Origin of the sequence: Nitrosomonas sp., from assembly GCA_031316255.1 — a bacterium.
Classification (GTDB): domain Bacteria; phylum Pseudomonadota; class Gammaproteobacteria; order Burkholderiales; family Nitrosomonadaceae; genus Nitrosomonas.
Window position 1 is genome coordinate 185,387 of record JALDQW010000001.1, and the last position, 19,134, is coordinate 204,520.

General features: G+C 45.1%; 19 protein-coding genes. 7 read left to right on the top strand and 12 right to left on the bottom strand.

What is annotated here, in order from left to right; all coding sequences use genetic code 11:
• Positions 1-40: 40 nt before the first annotated feature.
• Genes MRK00_00870 through MRK00_00880 form a run of 3 tightly spaced genes read right to left on the bottom strand, consistent with a single transcriptional unit; the run spans position 41 to position 1,705 of the window.
• Positions 41-235 carry a hypothetical protein gene (locus MRK00_00870; protein ID MDR4515942.1) on the bottom strand — a complete coding sequence of 65 codons (195 nt, stop codon included), beginning with the start codon at positions 233-235 and terminating at the stop codon, positions 41-43.
• A complete protein-coding gene (locus MRK00_00875) occupies positions 235-1,314 on the bottom strand; it encodes a replication initiation factor domain-containing protein (protein MDR4515943.1) in 1,080 nt (359 codons plus the stop codon). The genes MRK00_00870 and MRK00_00875 overlap by 1 nt, the downstream gene beginning before the upstream one ends.
• Positions 1,298-1,705 carry a hypothetical protein gene (locus MRK00_00880; GenBank protein MDR4515944.1) on the bottom strand — a complete coding sequence of 136 codons (408 nt, stop codon included), beginning with the start codon at positions 1,703-1,705 and terminating at the stop codon, positions 1,298-1,300. The genes MRK00_00875 and MRK00_00880 overlap by 17 nt, the downstream gene beginning before the upstream one ends.
• 500 nt (positions 1,706-2,205) lie before the next feature.
• On the opposite strand from MRK00_00880, the gene MRK00_00885 reads away from it, so the two are divergent.
• The 4 genes from MRK00_00885 (at position 2,206) to MRK00_00900 (ending at position 7,111) form a co-directional block, all read left to right on the top strand.
• The gene (locus MRK00_00885; protein ID MDR4515945.1) at positions 2,206-2,952 is read left to right on the top strand and encodes a hypothetical protein; all 747 of its coding nucleotides are present in this window, start codon (positions 2,206-2,208) and stop codon (positions 2,950-2,952) included.
• Between the two features lie 1,297 nt (positions 2,953-4,249).
• Positions 4,250-4,834, top strand: coding sequence for a TetR/AcrR family transcriptional regulator (locus MRK00_00890; GenBank protein ID MDR4515946.1), 585 nt, complete (start codon positions 4,250-4,252; stop codon positions 4,832-4,834).
• Positions 4,835-4,941: 107 nt separating this feature from the next.
• The gene (locus tag MRK00_00895; GenBank protein MDR4515947.1) at positions 4,942-5,217 is read left to right on the top strand and encodes a DUF4242 domain-containing protein; all 276 of its coding nucleotides are present in this window, start codon (positions 4,942-4,944) and stop codon (positions 5,215-5,217) included.
• Positions 5,218-5,515: 298 nt separating this feature from the next.
• Complete coding sequence (locus MRK00_00900) at positions 5,516-7,111, top strand: hypothetical protein (GenBank protein MDR4515948.1); 1,596 nt, start codon at positions 5,516-5,518, stop codon at positions 7,109-7,111.
• A 197-nt stretch (positions 7,112-7,308) separates the two neighbouring features.
• Here the strand turns inward: MRK00_00900 and MRK00_00905 are convergent, their stop codons facing one another.
• The 3 genes from MRK00_00905 to MRK00_00915 all read right to left on the bottom strand — a co-directional run bounded on the left by MRK00_00905 (position 7,309) and on the right by MRK00_00915 (position 10,680).
• Positions 7,309-8,520 (bottom strand): IS256 family transposase, encoded by a 1,212-nt coding sequence (locus tag MRK00_00905; GenBank protein MDR4515949.1) that lies wholly within the window; start codon positions 8,518-8,520, stop codon positions 7,309-7,311.
• 170 nt (positions 8,521-8,690) lie between these two features.
• On the bottom strand, positions 8,691-9,095 hold the full coding sequence (locus tag MRK00_00910) for a hypothetical protein (protein ID MDR4515950.1): 405 nt from the start codon (positions 9,093-9,095) through the stop codon (positions 8,691-8,693).
• 355 nt (positions 9,096-9,450) lie between these two features.
• Positions 9,451-10,680 (bottom strand): IS701 family transposase, encoded by a 1,230-nt coding sequence (locus MRK00_00915; protein MDR4515951.1) that lies wholly within the window; start codon positions 10,678-10,680, stop codon positions 9,451-9,453.
• A 397-nt stretch (positions 10,681-11,077) separates the two neighbouring features.
• Between MRK00_00915 and dapC the strand changes: the two genes are divergently transcribed.
• Both dapC and dapD read left to right on the top strand, forming a co-directional pair.
• Positions 11,078-12,301, top strand: coding sequence for a succinyldiaminopimelate transaminase (gene dapC, locus MRK00_00920; protein ID MDR4515952.1), 1,224 nt, complete (start codon positions 11,078-11,080; stop codon positions 12,299-12,301).
• A gap of 44 nt (positions 12,302-12,345) precedes the next feature.
• Positions 12,346-13,167, top strand: a complete 822-nt coding sequence (gene dapD / locus MRK00_00925; protein MDR4515953.1) for a 2,3,4,5-tetrahydropyridine-2,6-dicarboxylate N-succinyltransferase — start codon at positions 12,346-12,348, stop codon at positions 13,165-13,167.
• A gap of 134 nt (positions 13,168-13,301) precedes the next feature.
• Here the strand turns inward: dapD and MRK00_00930 are convergent, their stop codons facing one another.
• The 3 genes from MRK00_00930 to miaA form a co-directional block, all read right to left on the bottom strand.
• Entirely contained in the window at positions 13,302-13,634 is a 333-nt protein-coding gene (locus MRK00_00930) for a BON domain-containing protein (protein MDR4515954.1), read from the bottom strand.
• Between the two features lie 773 nt (positions 13,635-14,407).
• Positions 14,408-14,566: a hypothetical protein gene (locus MRK00_00935; protein ID MDR4515955.1), complete on the bottom strand. Its 159-nt coding sequence runs from the start codon at positions 14,564-14,566 to the stop codon at positions 14,408-14,410.
• 167 nt (positions 14,567-14,733) lie between these two features.
• Entirely contained in the window at positions 14,734-15,696 is a 963-nt protein-coding gene (miaA, locus tag MRK00_00940) for a tRNA (adenosine(37)-N6)-dimethylallyltransferase MiaA (protein ID MDR4515956.1), read from the bottom strand.
• An 80-nt stretch (positions 15,697-15,776) separates the two neighbouring features.
• Here miaA and MRK00_00945 point away from each other — a divergent pair, with 80 nt between their 5' ends.
• A complete protein-coding gene (locus tag MRK00_00945) occupies positions 15,777-15,980 on the top strand; it encodes a DNA gyrase inhibitor YacG (GenBank protein MDR4515957.1) in 204 nt (67 codons plus the stop codon).
• Positions 15,981-16,025: 45 nt separating this feature from the next.
• On the opposite strand, the gene MRK00_00950 is transcribed toward MRK00_00945, so the two are convergent.
• The 3 genes from MRK00_00950 to argJ are packed head-to-tail and all read right to left on the bottom strand — an operon-like array spanning position 16,026 to position 19,126.
• The gene (locus MRK00_00950; protein MDR4515958.1) at positions 16,026-16,982 is read right to left on the bottom strand and encodes a Nudix family hydrolase; all 957 of its coding nucleotides are present in this window, start codon (positions 16,980-16,982) and stop codon (positions 16,026-16,028) included.
• 3 nt (positions 16,983-16,985) lie between these two features.
• On the bottom strand, positions 16,986-17,870 hold the full coding sequence (locus tag MRK00_00955; GenBank protein ID MDR4515959.1) for an ATP-binding protein: 885 nt from the start codon (positions 17,868-17,870) through the stop codon (positions 16,986-16,988).
• 29 nt (positions 17,871-17,899) lie between these two features.
• Positions 17,900-19,126, bottom strand: a complete 1,227-nt coding sequence (gene argJ / locus MRK00_00960; GenBank protein MDR4515960.1) for a bifunctional glutamate N-acetyltransferase/amino-acid acetyltransferase ArgJ — start codon at positions 19,124-19,126, stop codon at positions 17,900-17,902.
• Between the last annotated feature and the right edge of the window lie 8 nt (positions 19,127-19,134).

A 19,134-nucleotide genomic window follows, 5' to 3' on the forward strand; every position in this document is an offset into this window, starting at 1 on the left:
TGGCACCTCCTTTTTTGCATAGTCTATTCCTGCCCATGCCTTACCGTTCCTTGCGCTGCTTCTCGGCTAATGCCCTTGCCAAATCCTTTTCCAAACCGCTTCTACCGAGTTCGTCTAACAATGTTTTTCTGAATACTTTAAACTGAAATTCAGACATGCATAATTGGGCAGCATTCAATATTCGGTTTTTACGAATATTGATTAAATCGATAATGATCTGTAAGAGCGTTGTCATTACCATTGCCCCATTCTGATTGAATCCATGCGCTTGGAAACATCGTTTCTCCATGTCATCGGTTCATGAACACGAGCAATCAGATTTTCCAATCGATTCATGGCTTCAGCATCCGAAATCATGTCCTCACCGGTTTGCAGACAGTGGATAGCGGCAATCCGTTTTAAATAGCCGTACATACTAATCGTTATCCGCATCAACCGTTCATTGAGCATGGCCTGCTGATCGATTTCCCGATATACACCGGTACAGTTTAATTCTTCAATTTGTGCTTGCAGATCTTGCCATAATGGATGCAAAGGCCAGCGAGAGCGGTTACTGTCATCATTCTTTTCACGCAAGGTAGTATGTTCATTCGTCAGGTAGCGCAATATATCGCCTTGATTATCACGCAGATCGGCAAAGGTTCGGATACCAAATCGTTTCAGAATGTCTTTCCTGACTTGCCATTCAATGCGCCAAACATTTTCAGCAATCCCCCATAATTCAAAAAACCATGATTTGCCGCTTTGTTCCTCTATTTCAGCAATTTTGTCGTAAACTCTCAGCACAATATCGGATTTACCCAGCATGAAAGTCTGATTCTTTCGTTTATTCCGATGCTTTGTATCTTTGTCGTTAAGTGATATAAAACTATCTTCATCAAAATCAATAACCGGCAAATGGTAATCAAAGCTAAAATCAACACGTGAAAGCCCTTCTTGCCTAACAGCAATTAAGCCCAAACCTTTCGCCCATTGCATGAAGCGTTGGTGCAATGCAAACGCACCTTCACGCCATAACGCGAGACTGGAAAACTTGACGGAAAACGAAGGACTATTGAATTCACCGAATGAAACCTTGAAATCCGGGTTAGAAATTACAAAAGGAAATCCAGATGAACTGCCATAAGGTTGCAGTAGAAAATCAATACCACCAAGATTGATAACTTTGGGCTCAGAGCGTTTCAATTGACGCAAGGCTTCTTTTTCAATGGCCAACTGCTCAAAATTCAGGCTTGAATCATAGTTTTTGCGCAGGTAATACACACATTCTATGGTGTCAAAACCATACAGAAGGAATTTAGCAGTCTTCTTCATCTTGGTGTCTCATGGGTCTAAGTACACAATAAGCCAGCAGGCTTGAAGGATGTTCATTGCCCAATTCTCTTTCAAGCTCTTCATAGTGTTTATTGACCGCCTGCGCGTATTGACCATAAGAACCAGTATCAGGATAAACTCCCATGCCATCAATCACATCAATTTCGCAATCTTCTGGGGAATGGTCGTGTGTTAAAGATTTTTCCAGTTCTTCCAGTGCAGAATCGAGTAAGTCAGCCATGATGTCGGTACGCGTTTTGGTGGGAAACATATCGCACAAACCGGCAATACGTGCCGCAATATGCACTGGCAATCGAATTGAGAATTGTCGCTGCGTTAGGCGCTTGTTATCTCGTTTTGTCCAAGAAGCTACTAAGTCACTTGCTTTCATTTCATAATCCCATAAAACTTATAAACATTTCATACACACTTCATTTGAATGTTATTGATATTGTTATACAAGATTCATGAAATGTCAAATTTGAACGTAGACAGTAACCTAAAGCGCTGCGCTGCCCCCGCTCACGCAGGTGCAGCCGCGCTAGCACGCAACTTTTAGCAAGTTATTAAGACAGGGAAGAAAGGCGGGAACAAAAGCGAGCTCAGCATTCACCAGAGGACAGGCTCTAATCCTGCTGCCCTCCGAAGCCCTGTCGTCACTCAAGCCGTAGTGAGAGCGACGCATGGCTCCGGAGGGCAGCAGGATTCTAAAAACCGTAACGGAAAACTGTGGCTTTTGTTATTAAAAAATCATTAACTATTTTTCTGTAGCTATGATTTCAAAAATCTGTTAATTTTCCTATAGATGTATTTGTAGCCCCCCGTGTTACTTGAACGGGACTAACTGCTTCAAGCTTATTCAGTATCTTGCTTAATAAAGGTTTATAAAAGATGAAGTTTGAGTATATTTTATCGATTCTAGCGCTGTTATTTACGCTGGCTGCTTGCGGAGGAAGCCCATCATCACCTATACACACTAATTCAGAAAACCACAAAATAGTAATACAAGATGAAGATGGCGGTGTCATCGTTATAGATATGAATCCAGAATCTATTAAAAAGCAGAGTTACGATAGAGACCTAACCGTGATCGATCAAATCCTTGCGACACTAGAATTTGGAAATATCGTTTTTAACCCCCCCGAAAAAATGAATATTGATGAAACACGCCAAATCCAACTCTTACTGGGCATGAAAGAAACAATCGAACAATTAAAGCAGATGATTGAAGAAAAAGGTATAAAAGATGGCGATAGAATTCGTGTTTCTGATCGAATGGAAGCTCGTTTGACCGGCTTAAATTTTAATATTTTAGCTATAACGCCGGAAGAACAAGGTATCACACGAACAGAAATTACTAAGTGGAAATGGGAAATTAAACCAAAATCAGGAGGACAACAGGAGCTACATTTAACTCTAGCGGCATTGATAGATGTCTATGGAGAAACTACACGGAGATCTATTAGAGTTTTCGACAAAAAAATCGATGTCGAAGTAACTTTGAGTCAACGCATATATTTGTTTTTCAAAGACTACTTAATAGAAATATTGTTAGCAGCTGTACTGTTACCCGGAGGCCTTCTATGGTTTTTCTGGGACAATTGGAATAAATCTAAATCTAAATCTCATGAGGTCTAGCTGCTGAAACTTACAGGAATGTAGAACACACACGGCATTCCAAGTTTTTTTGTGACTCTAAATTTGATTAAAAAGCTTCAAATACGAACTTGCATAATCCAGTGCCCAGATTTATCCGTTTTGGCGAGCCATACTTTTCTTGGACTTACCACTGATGACACTGATCGCCGGACTTTATGGTTGGGGGTCGGTGAGTCGAAAATTTCTCAGAGTAATCGAAAAAATCAGATTCAGCAGTATTTCCCGAATTCGTAACGTGACAGAATCGTAATATTGCTTTGCTGTTACGGGTCAACCCAATTCTGGATGCAGCAAACGCCAATATTTTTATGTGGCAAACTTGGCGTAACGATCAACCATGCACCAAGCATCCATCTGATGCTGCTGCGTATTCCGGTGAGAATGAACAGTCATTCCGGTGTGTTGAACGCAAATTCCGGGAAACATGTCTCCTTACCAAATAAGAGTAAGAAACAGCGAACATGAGAATTCATTATTGGGGATTCTTATCCTTAAGCCTCATAATAAACAGCTTCTGTAATCCCCGTAAACTCAAGGATGTTTGCTAAGCAAACACCCGAAGGGTTTATCCTTGAATTTATGGGGATGGAAGAAAAAATATTTTTTGAGGCTAACCGGAATGGTTGTTCAGTTATGCCAGAATACGTGTTCATTTAAAACCAGAATGGCTGTTCAACTTTAGTCGGAATATGCAGCTACTGCCCAAAGTGATCTTCCAGTCTATTTAAGAAGCTTGACAGGAACGGGACAGTTACACAGCGAAATTACACAGCATCGATGAAAATACTTGATCTATGGCAAAACCAATATCTGGCACCGACATGGATATAAATCATCCCATAACAAACTATATACTCTATTTGGAGCAAAACTTGATGTATCCCAAACAAATTGATTCACCAGTTACCACGACTCCCTTTTCAACTAACAAGGCTTCTATATCACGATACTTAAATTAAACAGATGATGGAGCCACACGGTGTATTGAATGATTTCTGGTCGAAATCAATGTCGTTTGTATAGGGTCGCTGAATTTTTCATTCTACTATTATCACTCAAGTACAATTAACTTGGCAGCAACAAAATTTAAGCTGAATACGTGAATTACCTGGTCAATTTTCGATCGGTGTCAACATCCCCATATGAAATATTATTCAAAACTGATAATCAGCTCAGATACGATAAAGAGAGTCGCTTCCCTTTTCCCGTAAATAGTTACAAATTTTTGTTTGACAAAATAGACGACCGGTCGTATTATTAATTTATGCGTAAATCAATGAAAAAAGATATCAACAAGGATAATTTACTGAATCAAGGTGTTATGATGTTGATGGATCAGGGATATCATGGCACCGGTCTACAGAAAGTACTTGATGCAGTCAATATTCCCAAGGGTTCATTTTATAGTTACTTTGAAAGCAAGGAGCGTTTCGGTGCTGAAGTGATTCAGCATTATATCGATCCGTTTCTTGAGCAATTAGCTGCACATTTAAAAAATTCAAATACAAATGCACTAGAAGCGATACAGCGCTATTTTGATGAATTGATCGCAGAGCTGGAGAGTAAAGACTTCATGGGTGGTTGTTTGTTGGGCAATTTAATGGGTGAAATTGGCGACACAAGCGATATTTGCCAAAAGTCATTGCAGACCGCGGTTAACCGTTATCGAGATCTGCTCCAATCAGGTCTGGAAAAGGCTCAGGATCAGGGTGCTGTCAGAAAAGACAAGCCCGCCAGGGACATGGCGGATCTTTTAATCAATACTTGGCAGGGCGCTTTACTCAGAGCCAAGATAGAGAAAACCTCAGATCCTTTGTTGCAGTGCTGTCAGGCGTTGCTGGGTGATTTTTTTAGAGCATGATATAGCTCGATTTTCGTTAAGACTTCATAACTAAACAAAAGATCAAGTATGTTTAAGAATCGTCTTTTGTAAAGACGACCGGTCGCTTTTTTATAAGGAGAAAACAAATGCCAAAATATATTATAGAACGCAATATTACCGGCGCAGGCTTGTTAACTACTGCAGATTTGCAGGCAATTTCACAAAAATCATGCGGTATTTTGAATCAGATGGGGCCAAGCGTGCAATGGCTGGAAAGCTTTGTTACCGATGACAAGGTGTATTGTGTCTACATTGCACCTGATGAGGCCGCTATCCGCGCACATGCGGAACAAGGCGAGTTTCCTGCTGACAGAATATCCCGCATCAAAACGGTAATCGATCCGACTACAGCGGAACAATGAATTAACAATCTGTTCAAGAATTCACTAATTGGTTGGTTCTACTGTGTTAAAAATGGTCTCAGAATACTCATTTATGACGTATAAACTGCGTTTTCTCGCCCATTTTAGCTTTCCACTATATCCATTAACCAAAATCTTGAACAGGTTTTAAGTGCTTTTCCAATCACGGCTGAAATGAATCTGCGGTTGCCGTATCAAGTGTTCCGCGGGTTTATCAGAAACCGCTTTATTTATCAAGGAGCGTATCATGCAATTCAGAACATTCATTTACCTGGCTGGAATACTTTTGATTGTAGCAATGTCGGCGGGTTTATTTGCGGCGACATCAGGCGATCAAATTAAACCAAAATTGCAAAACCTGGGCGCGCATACATTTCCTGTCAATACAAAAAACAAAGAAGCACAATTTTTCATTAACCAAGGCGTCAATCTGACCTACGGCTTTAACCATGCCGAAGCGAGCCGGGCATTTCGCGAAGCTGCACGGCTTGATCCAACGCTTGCAATGGCTTATTGGGGACAAGCGCTGGTACTTGGACCCAATATCAATGCTCCGATGAATCCTGATGATGAGCCCCTAGCGAAAAAACTGATCAATCAAGCCAAATCTCTTGCAGAATATGCGACACCCAGGGAACTGGCGCTAATTCAGGCACTTGAACTGCGTTATACAGGCAATCCGGAGCAGCGGTCAGAAAACGATAAAGCATATGCTCAAGCCATGCTAGCCGTTCATCAGCAGTATCCTGATGATCCGGATATCGCAATGCTCTATGTAGAATCGGTTATGGATCTGCGCCCCTGGAGCTATTGGATGCCTGATGGGAAGCCATACGCCGGTACAGCTGAGATAGTGGCGTTAACTGAAAAGGTTTTGCAGCTTCACCCAAATCACCCTGCAGCATTGCATCTATATATACACCTGATGGAGCCGACATCAACGCCGGAGAAAGCTGAAAAGGCAGCTGATACATTGCTCACTTTGATGCCAGAAGCTGGCCATATGGTGCATATGTCGTCACATATTTATCATCGGGTCGGACGGTATGCAGACGCGGTCAGAAGCAACCAGCTTGCCGTGGCTGCCGATGAAGACTATATCAGGCAAAGCCAGGCCGAGGGATTGTATACAATCGGCTATTATCCGCACAATATACATTTTTTATGGTTTTCCGCAACAGCAGGTGGACAAAGCCAAATGGCCATTGAATCCGCATTAAAACTGGCCGAAAAAATCGACGATACTACTCTGGAAGAATACCCATTCACAGCCGTGTTTCGTATGGTTCCCTATTGGACATACGCTCGTTTCGGGCTGTGGGATAAAGTACTGGAAGAACCTGCGCCTCCTGCTGCCAACGCCTTTCTGAGAGGCACCTGGCACTATGTGCGTGGCCTGGCGTTTGTCGCATCCGGTCAACTCGAACAGGCACAGGAATCCCTGCAGGCAGTGCAAACTATTTTGCGGGACGAAAAACTCGACGGCCCACTATTTTCTAAAAACACACCGCGAACAATTTTAAAAATCGCTCCTGAAGTTCTGGCAGGTGAAATAGCGTCAGCACAGGGAAAATTCGATTCCGCTGTTGCGCATCTTGAAAAGGCGGTGCATTTGGAAGATGCGCTGGTTTATACAGAACCTGCCGAGTGGCATTTTTCGCCCCGGTTGGCGTTGGGCGCAATTTTGCTGGAAGCCGGACGCGCCGTGGAAGCAGAAACGGTGTACTGGGACGATTTACGTCACAGACGGGAAAATGGCTGGGCCTTATTCGGTTTAATGCAGTCACTGCGTGCGCAACAGAAAACACAAGATGCAGAATTAGTCGAGGCGCGCTTCAAAAAAGCCTGGTCTCAGGCTGATGTAACACTAACTGCATCACGCTTTGGCCGATAAAACGATGATAAGTCATGTCCGCGAAAGTATCATAGGTTTTGTGGGCGAGCTTTCACGAGGGTGTTCAAAATTCTGTGTCAGTTTGCCAATCACCTAACGCGCTTCGCTTGTTGACCACTGAAACCGGTGACCGATCGACACAATTCGTGTCGATACGCTAACCAGTTTCAGCGGTGACATAAAAATCTGTATTAAATTCATAAATCCAACGCCGCATCCAAACGACCCTCAAAATATATCGCTAACTGGGATAATGTCAAATTCCAGTTCTGTATCGGCATCGTCCATTTCTTGCTGGCATTTTTAATTCCGACATACAGTAGCTTTAGTAGACTGTTTTCATTCGGAAATCCACCTTTGGTTTTTGTCAGTTTGCGAAATTGGCGATGTACGGCCTCAATGGTGTTGGTTGTATAAATCACACGGCGTATCGGTTCAGGATATTTGAAGTATACCGATAAATTTTCCCATTTGTTGCGCCAGGATTGAATCACGATGGGATACTGTTTTCCCCATTTGGCTTCCAATGCATCAAGCGCATCTTCAGCTGCATCAATGGTCGGCGCTTTGTATACCGGTTTCAGGTCAGCCATGAATGCTTTTTGATTTTTTGACGCCACATATTTCATCGAATTGCGGATTTGATGAATAATGCATAACTGAACCTCGGTTTCTGGAAAAATACTGTTGATTGCCTCAGGAAAACCCACGAGTCCATCAACGGCGGCAATAAGGATATCCTGTACGCCACGGTTATTTAAATCTGTCAGTACGGAAAGCCAAAACCGGGCGCCTTCGCTTTCCGATACATACAACCCTAGTACTTCCTTCTTTCCTTCAATGTTTAAGCCAAGTACGGTATAAACTGCCTTGCTGACATACCGGCCATCGTCTTTCACTTTGTGATGTATGGCATCCAGCCACACGAACGGATAGTGACTATCCAATGGCCGTTGCTGCCATTCCCTAAGCTCCGGAATAAGCTTGTCAGTGACTGCACTGATCGTCGCCGATGAAACGTCAATGCCGTATATCTCGGCAATATGCCCAGAGATATCCTGATAGCTGGAGCCCAACGCAAATAACGATAGAATTTTGCGTTCGATTTCATCGGTAAGATGAGTCTGATGCTTTTTAACCAACTGAGGTTCAAATGTACCGTTGCGGTCTCTGGGTGTTTCCAGTTGAAAACTACCTGATGCTGATTTTACAGTCTTTGGCGTCGTGCCATTCTTCCGGTTCTGTTCATCCCCGGATTTGATATGCTGTTCAAGTTCCGCCGCCAATGCAGCTTCAGTGAGTTGTTTGATCAATGGCGTTAATATGCCATCTTTTCCATTCAAATTCCGCCCCGCTTTCAAGGATTCCAAGGCTTCTTCAAAATCAAATTGCACTGTAGTCTTGTTCATTCGTCACTCCTATAAAATTTAATACTAAAGGAATGACACAGAATTTCTAATACTCCCGCTTTCACTGAGGTAACGCAGCCTCCCATGAGCGAATGATAATGGCACTTATCGGATGATGTGGCGCTTATGCAAAGCCACGTCATCCAACACGTTACAAATGTATCGATTAATTATTCTTCATCTTCTTCGTCAATAGCTTCACCGGCATCGTCAATGGCTTCATCAATGGCTTCACCGGCATCATCAATGGCATCATCGATGGTCTCTCCGGCATCATCAGCGGCATCTTCAATGGCATCGGCTGCTTCATCAATTGTTTCTTCTGAACTTTCAGCAGCTTCTGATACAGCATCGGATGTCGCATCATATGCATCAGAAACAGCTTCAGATGTTGATTCTACAGCGTCTGATATAAGTTCAGCCGCATCGGAGGCCGCCTCTTTAGTTGCCTCAACTGCCTCAGATGCAAATTCACTGACATCTTCTGCTACTTTACTTGCAGTCTCTTGAGCCTTTTCGCAACCAAAAAACAGCAATACTGCGGAAATTAAAAGCACATAAAAAAATTTTTTCATAGCATTTCCTCCATAGGAATGTATATTAATTAATATTGACCAGATGAATTATGTATACCGTTTGTCCATAAAATTTTGGTTTTTATTTATTGCAACATTTTATTTTTAAAGGAAATCTGATGATGACTGCCGGGACATTATTCGTAAAGGGTAAACAAATTCGTAGGGCCTATCTTCTGTTATATGACATTTCTTGAATTAAGCATATACAGTTATAACAAAAAACGTAACTGATTGACTTAAAACAATATTCCATTACAACATTATTATCATATCACACTCAGCGCCAACAGAGTTTTAATTTCACTATTACACATGCAAGAATATGCATCATCCCTAATTCTACTTTGTCAGATTACCCAAAAGCCACTTTTCGCCTAGCAAAAGACTTTTTAGCGCTGAGCCGTCGCCGGTGCCGCTTATGAATAACATCTGCCAGATCCTCGGTGGTAAGTTGTCTTTTTGGCAGCATGTGCGCTAATGCGGTCACCAGGTCATTGAAGGATAACATCGGCCATTGCTTGCGCCCAAGCATCTTTTGCTTGACCAAGAATAGCGTTGCCAGCATGACTAGCGCCATGTGATGATGCCATGCATCCCACCGGCGCACTTGATAATCAGCCATGCCACATTCGCTTTTTGCTTCATGAAAGCTGTGCTCAATGAAGAAACGCTGCGCCTGTACTTGCGCCAGTTGCTGTAACGGTGTTTCAAGTGACGCGTTGGATAAGCTATAATGCGATATTTCGCTAGCGCCAACCTCCCGCTTTGCCAGCAAGTGCCAGCGATGCGCTTGTTTCTCGCTGCCATCCCATACCCATACAAATGCATGAAGATATTCCGCTTCCAGCATACCTTTCTCGCCTTCGCGCAGTTTAATGCGCCGCCATACTGCATCCGGCTGCTCTGATACCCATTGATCAACACGTATCGCCTCAGATTGTGCTTTCAGGCGTTTCGGTTGCCTGCCACGGCTATTCCAGGCAGGAATGCCCGGTTTTGGGTCTTCAAGATAAACCATCTGCCGACAGTGAACATCAGCGACAAATGTGCAGCCAAGTTTATCAACACCACGCAAGAAAGCAGGATCCTTGCCATAGCCGCCATCAATGCCGACATAACCAAAACGCACACCGCGTTGTTTGGCTGTTTCGATCATTGATAATGCAATCTCGCATTTGCTTTGATAATACTGGCATGCCTCAGGTATTGCTGCTTTCTTGCAACGATCCGAATCGCTCATCCAATGTTGTGGCAAATACAGGCGCGCATCAATCAAACTGGCCATGCTGTTTTGGCACAAACTGGCAAATACACCAACCTGACAATTGTCTACCTTACCAAGACGGCCATTCCATTGTCGGGAAACACCTGCTGATGATTCGCCTTTCTTCGCAAAAGCGCTTTCATCGATAATCAAAACAGCAGCAGAACCACCCAACAACGCATCCGTCTCAATCGCAATCTGCTCGCCAAATCCATTCCAGTCAATCGCGTCTGATGTCAGCATGTGTTGCATCGCCTGGTGGTCAACTTCATTGACTTCGCCCATGCGTAACATATTTGCTCGTTCAGATTGAAACAGTCCACGCAGGTAGCCATAGAATGTCGCTGACGCATCGCGCGTCGCCGATACAAAAAATGATGAAAATAACGATAAATGTGCGCTAAGCGCTTCTGGAAGCCCCTGAAGGGCAAATTGGAGTGACCGTTTAGTATTTTCACGACATGATCGTGATTAATAATTATTAAACAAAGTGTTATTATACATCAGTTTGATACACTTTTGGGGTCATTTGAATCTGACAAAGTAGAACTAAGCCGTTGTCGGTTGTGATTTCTCACAACCGCAGGTTAATAGAAATTGGCCTTTCAAACACGCACGTTTTATAATCTGAATAAAAACAAATAAAACCGAGTCAAAACTATCCTAATGTCTTTGACCAAATCTGAACAATAAATAAAAAAAGCCTGCAACACGCATGAATTCAAACCTTAATCACCTGCAACCGTATCCGTTTCAGAAACTGCGTAAATTATTCGATGGCGTGACGCGCAACACCGCATTAGACACAATCGACTTGCATATCGGCGAACCCAAACATGCAACACCTGATTTTATACGACAGGCCGTTATTGACAATCTGGACGGGCTTGCCAATTATCCAACGACACAAGGCACACTGCGATTACGCCAGAGTATTGCAGACTGGATTATGCGCCGCTTTCAGATACCCGCAATCAATCCGGATACTGAAGTCATCCCCGTAAACGGCAGCCGTGAAGCACTTTTTTCCTTTGCGCAAACCGTAATTGACACATCTGCAACTGAAAAACCCTTTGTCGTCTGCCCCAATCCGTTTTATCAAATCTATGAAGGCGCAGCATTATTGGCCGGAGCCTTACCGCAGTTTATCAATACAACCCCGGAAAACAACTTCAGACTGGACTTTGCACAACTGTCGGACGATATCTGGTCGCGCACGCAGCTTGTTTACGTTTGCACCCCCAACAATCCGACGGGTGGCGTCATGACGCTGGATGAATGGCGCAAGCTGTTTGAATTGTCCGACCGGCATGGCTTTGTCATCGCTGCCGACGAATGCTATTCGGAAATTTATTTCGACGAGAACAAGCCGCCGCTTGGCGCACTTGATGCAGCACAACAGCTGGGACGCACAGGGTTTCCGCGACTTGTCGTTTTCAACAGTCTATCCAAACGCTCCAATGTGCCGGGTTTGCGCTCGGGATTTGTGGCCGGCGACGCACAGATCCTGGACAAGTATCTGTTATATCGCACTTATCATGGTTGCGCCATGAATCCGGCATCACAGGCAGCCAGCACTGCCGCCTGGAATGACGAAACGCATGTCAAGGAAAACCGCCGCATGTATCTGGAAAAATTCTCCAAAGTTACCGCCATGCTTGCTGAGACGTCATCACAACAATCCACCACTGTAAACATGCCGGATGCCGGTTTTTATCTTTGGTACAAAACGCCTGTCAGCGACACTGAATTCACCAGACTGCTGCATCGCGATTATAATGTTACCGTTTTACCGGGCAGTTATCTGGGCCGGGAATTTCAGGGCATCAATCCGGGCGAAAATTATGTACGTATTGCGCTTGTTGCAACATTGGCAGAATGTATCGAAGCGGGTAATCGGATAAAAAGCCTGTTGGAAAATCTGGCGTACTCGCATTAAGCACATCCAAATTAGAAATCTTAATATCTAACCTAGGAAAAATTATGAAAGAATTACAGAGCACTATCGAAGAAGCATTTGACCGCCGCGCCGAAATCACGCCGCGCAATGTGGGCGCTAATCTCAAGGAATCCGTTGCACAGGTTTTAAACATGCTGGATAGTGGCAAACTTCGCGTTGCGGAGAAAATTGACGATAACTGGGTCACGCATCAGTGGATCAAGAAAGCTGTGCTGCTTTCCTTTCGCATTGAGGACAATAGCTTTATCAAAGGCGGATTTTCAAATTATTTTGACAAAGTCCCGTCAAAATTCGCCGATTACAGTTCACGCGATTTTCGTGATGGCGGCTTTCGCGTCGTTCCACCCGCCGCGGTGCGCAAGGGTGCGTTTATTGCCAGCAATGTTGTGCTCATGCCATCCTATGTCAATATCGGCGCTTACGTGGATGAAGGCACGATGGTCGACACCTGGGCAACTGTCGGTTCGTGCGCCCAAATTGGCAAGAATGTGCATTTGTCCGGCGGGGTAGGCATTGGAGGCGTACTCGAACCCGTACAGGCCAATCCCACTGTTATCGAAGATAATTGCTTTATCGGTGCGCGCTCTGAAATCGTCGAAGGCGTTATTGTTGGTGAAAATTCTGTGATTTCGATGGGTGTTTATATTGGCCAGAGCACCAAGATATATAACCGTGAAACTGGAGAAGTTACCTATGGACGCGTTCCACCTGGATCTGTCGTAGTATCCGGTAGCCTGCCGTCGGCTAACAAGGAATACAGCCTTTATTGCGCAGTAATAGTCAAACAGGTCGATGCAAAAACCCGTTCCAAGACCGGAATCAATGAATTACTGCGCGGCATTTGATACAGTCATATACAATGCCTGCGCTCAATTGAATCTATTTGATCTGAAAATCCAAAAAACCCCGGTAAACGTTTAGTCTGGCGGGGCTTTTTTTGAATATTTTTTGTGGACGTGTTATGTAGATTTCATCCCGCTTATCTGACAACCACTTGATTATCAACATCCTTGACACCGTCAACCATCCAGGAAATCATGTTGATTTTTGTAATCTGGTTGTTATTTGCAACTGTCCCTGTCAACAGCACATTGCCATCATCAACTTTAACCTCGACATCACTGCCCTGCAAATCCGGGTCGGTGTGGACTGCATAGGAAATTCTGGCATGAATAAACGAATCATCGTAGGTTATACCTGCCGGTTTTTGAATCCACGACTCATGCGTTCTTTCAGCATAATTTTCGCAACCTGCCAGCAAGAACAAACCGATGATCATAAAAAGTATTGGTAGTTTATAACGATAATACATAGACTGAGTTCCTAATGAAGTTATCTATATTTTAAATGCTTTAGCTAATGCCTCTAGTACTCTTTCAACTTGATATTGCCGGATACAGCGCTGTCGTAGTGCTATGTGCAATGCACAGGGTACAAAAAGCACACCCACGCCACCAGTCCTTGCACTGACGGTAATACCAAACATCAAAGTAAACTTACCATTATTGAGTCAATAAAATAATAGCAAATATACTACAACATATCATAGCGCTGCTACACAGTTGCAAACAAGAAAATACTGAAAAGCTGGCAGGCTTAAAAGTTAAACAACAACGAGCAGACTCAATAGATTTAACGATGAATCTAGTACTCCTTCAACTTAATATCTACGGATACAGTTAGCTTTTCAGTGTTACTGGCAAGGCAGGGCTTGCAGGCAATGGTTATTCCCTTGTCAAGAGCCCTAACACAGTCAGTGGCACTGAAAAGTTAACCCGCAGGGCGCGCACAAGATATCCTGTCACTGTGTTACAGCACTTACCAATGGAACAACCATTCGCTGCGTGCTGTGCCTTGTGACAAAATATCTTGTGAGCGCTGTACTCGCAGATATTAAGTTGAAGGAGTACTAGGATAAGGATATGGACTGAGGAGTAATTTATTGAACACATTGCCGAAATCAAGCTAATGAACCCATGCGTACACACAACAACACACAATGGCCAGCTATGGATTCATTAACTGATAACCAGGCGCTAAACATAGCACCGGAAAAACCTAGTATTCTTTCATTTCTGTCGCGTATTAATCATCTGATTCCCTTGGACTGGTATCAAAATCAGCGGCATCATACGCTGACGGTGTTGGTCTATCCATCAAATGTCCATCGGGTGTTCTTCTGGGCTCCCCACATGCACTCAATGTAAACGCCGCCAGAACAAGAACCAAAGCTGCATATTTCATATTGTCTCTCCTTTTTAATTATTAAAATAAAATCAGTTCAAGAAACAGTAGCTGATTGCCGGTTAATCCGGGATTGTCTCAAAAACCCAAATGAGCATATTGACATTTATCAATATTAACGCTCGTCAACCAATCCTGCTTCGCACTATAACCTAATGAAATATAGATCAATTTTTATTAAAATCAAATGTATTTATGAATTTATACACCTGACCAAACAAATCACCTGCCATACAGTCAAACCCGGCAACTTCATGTGCACGTATTATACTGCGTAACCAGGTCAGTTGTCGCTTTGCCAGTTGCCGCGTTGCCGCTATGCCCATGTCATTCAGTTCCTTAAAATTGATCTGCCGATCCAGGTAAAGCCACGCCTGCCGGTAACCGACACAGCGCATTGACGGCAATTCTGGACTGACATCAAACCGTTTGCGAATAGTTAACACCTCATCGACAAAACCCTGGCGCAGCATATTTTCGAAACGCGTTGCGATACGGTGATGCAGTTGACTGCGGTCTGAAGGCTGCAAAGCCAGCATAATGGTACGATAAGGCAAAACGGTTTTTTTCGGCGCTTTAAGGATTTCAGACATGGGCCGACGGGTAAGCATGCAGACTTCCAACGCACGTTGGATACGCTGACTGTCGGTGGGTTTTATACGCATGGCGCTTTCTGCATCCAGTTCATTGAGTTTCGCATGCATCGCCGGCCATCCCGATAATCTGGCTTCATCTTCAATTACAGCGCGCAATTCTTCGTCTGCTTCCGGCAAAACTGAAAGGCCGTTCAACAATGCCTGAAAATAAAGCATGGTGCCGCCAACCAGCAAGGGAATTCTGCCGCGACTGGTGATGTCATGCATGACATTCAGTGCATCACTGCGAAATCGCGCTGCGGAATAATGCTCAGTTGGATCAATCAAGTCGATAAGATGATGCGGCGCCCTGGCCAGCGCCACCTGGTCGGGCTTTGCGGTGCCGATATCCATAAAACGATACACTTGTGCAGAATCAACACTGACAATTTCAACCGGAAACCGCTCGGCGATTTCCAGCGCAATCTGACTTTTCCCGCTGGCCGTTGGCCCCATCAGAAATATGGCGGGCGGCAAATGATTTTTTTCAGACATGTCTCTTGTTTCGTAGATCGGGGCGTCTATTGAGTCGTTTTATTTGGCTATGATTCGAATATCGCTTACAATATTTTGCTATGAAACAACGTACCGTCAATTGTCCACAATGCGGCAAATCAGCACAGTGGAATCAAGACAACCCTTTCCGTCCCTTCTGCTCCGAGCGTTGCAAAACGATGGATCTGGCGCAATGGGCAATGGAATCGTACCGTATACCTGACTCGGAACCGTCCAACGAAGAGCGCGAAGAGAACGAACGGCAAGCGGCTGACAAACAATAATATGTTGTCAAATTCTGCGAGTGCAATTATAGCACCAGCGTGAATCTACAGTTCGCTGATACCGCGCATCAGGGCAATACCATGCGCACCCAGTTCCTGGGCAATTGCCAGATCATCCAGCCCCAACCCCCCCAATGCAAATACAGGTAGTGGATAATGACGGATCAGGGCTGCAAACTTGCGCCACCCAAGCGCGGCCGTTTCCGGGTGGCTTAAAGTCGGCAGAACCGGTCCCAGTACAACAAAATCAAGTCCCAAAATTTCCGCCTGATATAGTTCCTCGCTATTGTGGCAGGAAGCACCGCACCAGCCTGCTTGAGCATCAGGACGTTCAGACAAGTTCATTAATTGCGAAGCGGTCAAATGCACGCCATCGGCGCCTAACTGACCGGACAACGCCATATCGCTGTTCATCAAAACCTGTGCTTCCATTTCGTGTGCCCGTGCAATGACTTTATTTGAAAACGCGGACAATGTTTCACTGTCCATATCCTTTTCGCGAATCTGAATCATGCGTAATCCATGATGTAACGCTTGCTCGATTTGCTGCAAAGCAGTTTCTATACCGATCCGGGATGCCTGTGTAATCGCATAAACCGGCGGCAGCGACAAGGCCCGCAGAACCGGCTCATTCGCCGGTAACATGGGCGAAACCGTCGTTTTTTGCGGCGATTGCCAGGCCAGTTGCTGGTTTTCACGTCCCCAGGGATTTCCGTGCCATTGCAGGATGCGGTAGAAATGTAGACGAACGGTGGCATGCGTATACGTAAAAATACGCGTAATCCAGGGGACGGCCTGCAGCACCTGTATGCCAAGCTCTTCCTGCAACTCCCGGTCGAGCGCTTGTAGTGGCGCTTCATCGGCCTCCACTTTTCCGCCGGGAAATTCCCAGTATCCGGCATACGGCTTTCCCTCGGGACGGCATGTTAGCAAAAAACTGCCGTCTTGCTGCATAATCACTGCCGCCGCAACCTCTACTATGGCCGTTGAGTCAGACTTCATGATTTACGAACATTGGCTTTCGGAATCGCTTGATTGCTGCTGCCCCGCAAAATCGCGCGCAAACTGCCAGGCCACCCGCCCGCTGCGTGAACCACGCCCCAGCGCCCATTGCAATGCCTGCAAACGTATTTCGGCAGTCATTTTCTCTATGCCAAAATCGGCAAGCCAATGACGCACAATACCCAGATACTGTTCCTGATCGAACGGATAGAAGGATACCCACAAACCAAAACGTTCCGACAAGGAAATTTTTTCTTCGATTGTTTCACTCGGGTGCACTTCCTCACCCAGATGGCGGGTATCAAGATTATCCCGCATATACTCAGGCACCATATGGCGCCGGTTTGAAGTCGCATAAATCAGCACATTATCGGAAACTGTGGAAACCGAACCATCCAGCACGACTTTCAGCGCTTTATATCCCGGTTCATCCTTCTCGAAAGACAGATCGTCGCAAAATAAAATAAAGCGTTCGGGTCGACGATAAATCATTTCCACAATATCGTGCAAATCAACCAGATGCTGTTTCTCAACCTCAATCAGGCGCAACCCATCATCAGCATAGCGATTCAGCAACGCCTTGATCAAAGATGACTTGCCTGTGCCGCGCGCACCCGTCAACAACACATTATTGGCAGAAAAACCCTGTACGAACTGACGGGTATTCTGGTCAATCTGCCGCTTCTGGGCCTCGATACCGTGCAAGGCATTCAGCGTAATGCCGTGCGGATTTATAACCGGTTGAATAAATCCATGATCACCTTGTCTTCGCCATCGAAAAGCAACGCCGGACTGCCAGTTTGTTTCAGGTTGCTCAACCGGCAGCAGCCGCTCCAGACGGTTTAGCAGTATTTCTGCACGACTGCAAAGTTTTTCCAGCTCATTCATTGGCATACAACGCGTTTCGATGTAACGACTCAGCTTCGATAATCCGAATTTATCTTCACATAATCATAGGAAAAATCACAGGTCCATACGGTAGCAGCTGCGCCGCCGCGATTCAATACGACCCGCACAGTAATCTCGGACTGTTTCATCACGCGCTGTCCGTCTTCTTCCTGGTATCCCGGCGCTCGGCCGCCTTTTTCGGCGACCATCACATCATCGAGATAGAGCTGAATGTCATTGACATCAAGATTATCAATACCCGCATACCCTATTGCCGCTAGAATTCTTCCCAGATTTGGATCGGATGCGAAAAACGCGGTTTTCACCAATGGTGAATGTGCAATGGCATACGCAACCTGTTTACATTCCACCGCATTCACACCCGCTTCCACCTGTACGGTGATGAATTTGGTCGCGCCTTCTCCATCGCGCACAATCATTTGCGCCAGCGAGCGCGCAACCGAAGTAACCGCCTCCTGCAACCGCTCAAACTCAACACGCTCTGGCTCGCAAATCTCGGCATTTCCTGCACAGCCGGTTGCAATCAACATCAACGCATCATTGGTAGACGTGTCTCCGTCGACCGTAATGCAATTAAACGAATGGTCCGCAACATACCGCACCATTTCCTGCAGCAGCGAATGACTGATCCTGGCGTCTGTCGCAATAAAGCCAAGCATGGTCGCCATATTCGGACGAATCATGCCCGAACCTTTGGCAATACCCGTGATGGTCACTGTTTCGCCGTTGAGTTCGATTTGCTTCGACACACCTTTGGGTACCATATCTGTCGTCATGATCGCCTGTGCTGCTGCAAACCAGTTATCCACTTTAAGGTCTGCCACTGCAGCCGGCAAACCGTTGACAATGGCGTCAATCGGCAAAGGTTCCATGATCACCCCGGTCGAAAATGGCAGAATCTGCTGCGGCTGACAGTCGAGCAAACCAGCCAGCGCCTCACATGTTGTCCGGGCATGGTAAAGTCCGGATTGTCCGGTACCGGCGTTGGCATTTCCCGTATTCACTACCAGCGCATGAGTGCAATGGGATGCCAAATGTTCTTTTGCAACAACGACTGGTGCAGCACAAAAACGATTCTGTGTAAAAACACCTGCCACCCGGGCATTGCGATCAAGCGCAATGACCAGCAAATCTCTATGGCGGCTTTTTTTTATACCCGCTTCTGCAATGCCCAGCGTAATACCCGGCACCGGCAATAAATGTTCTGAAGATAAATTGGGAATATTAACAGGCATGGCAATCC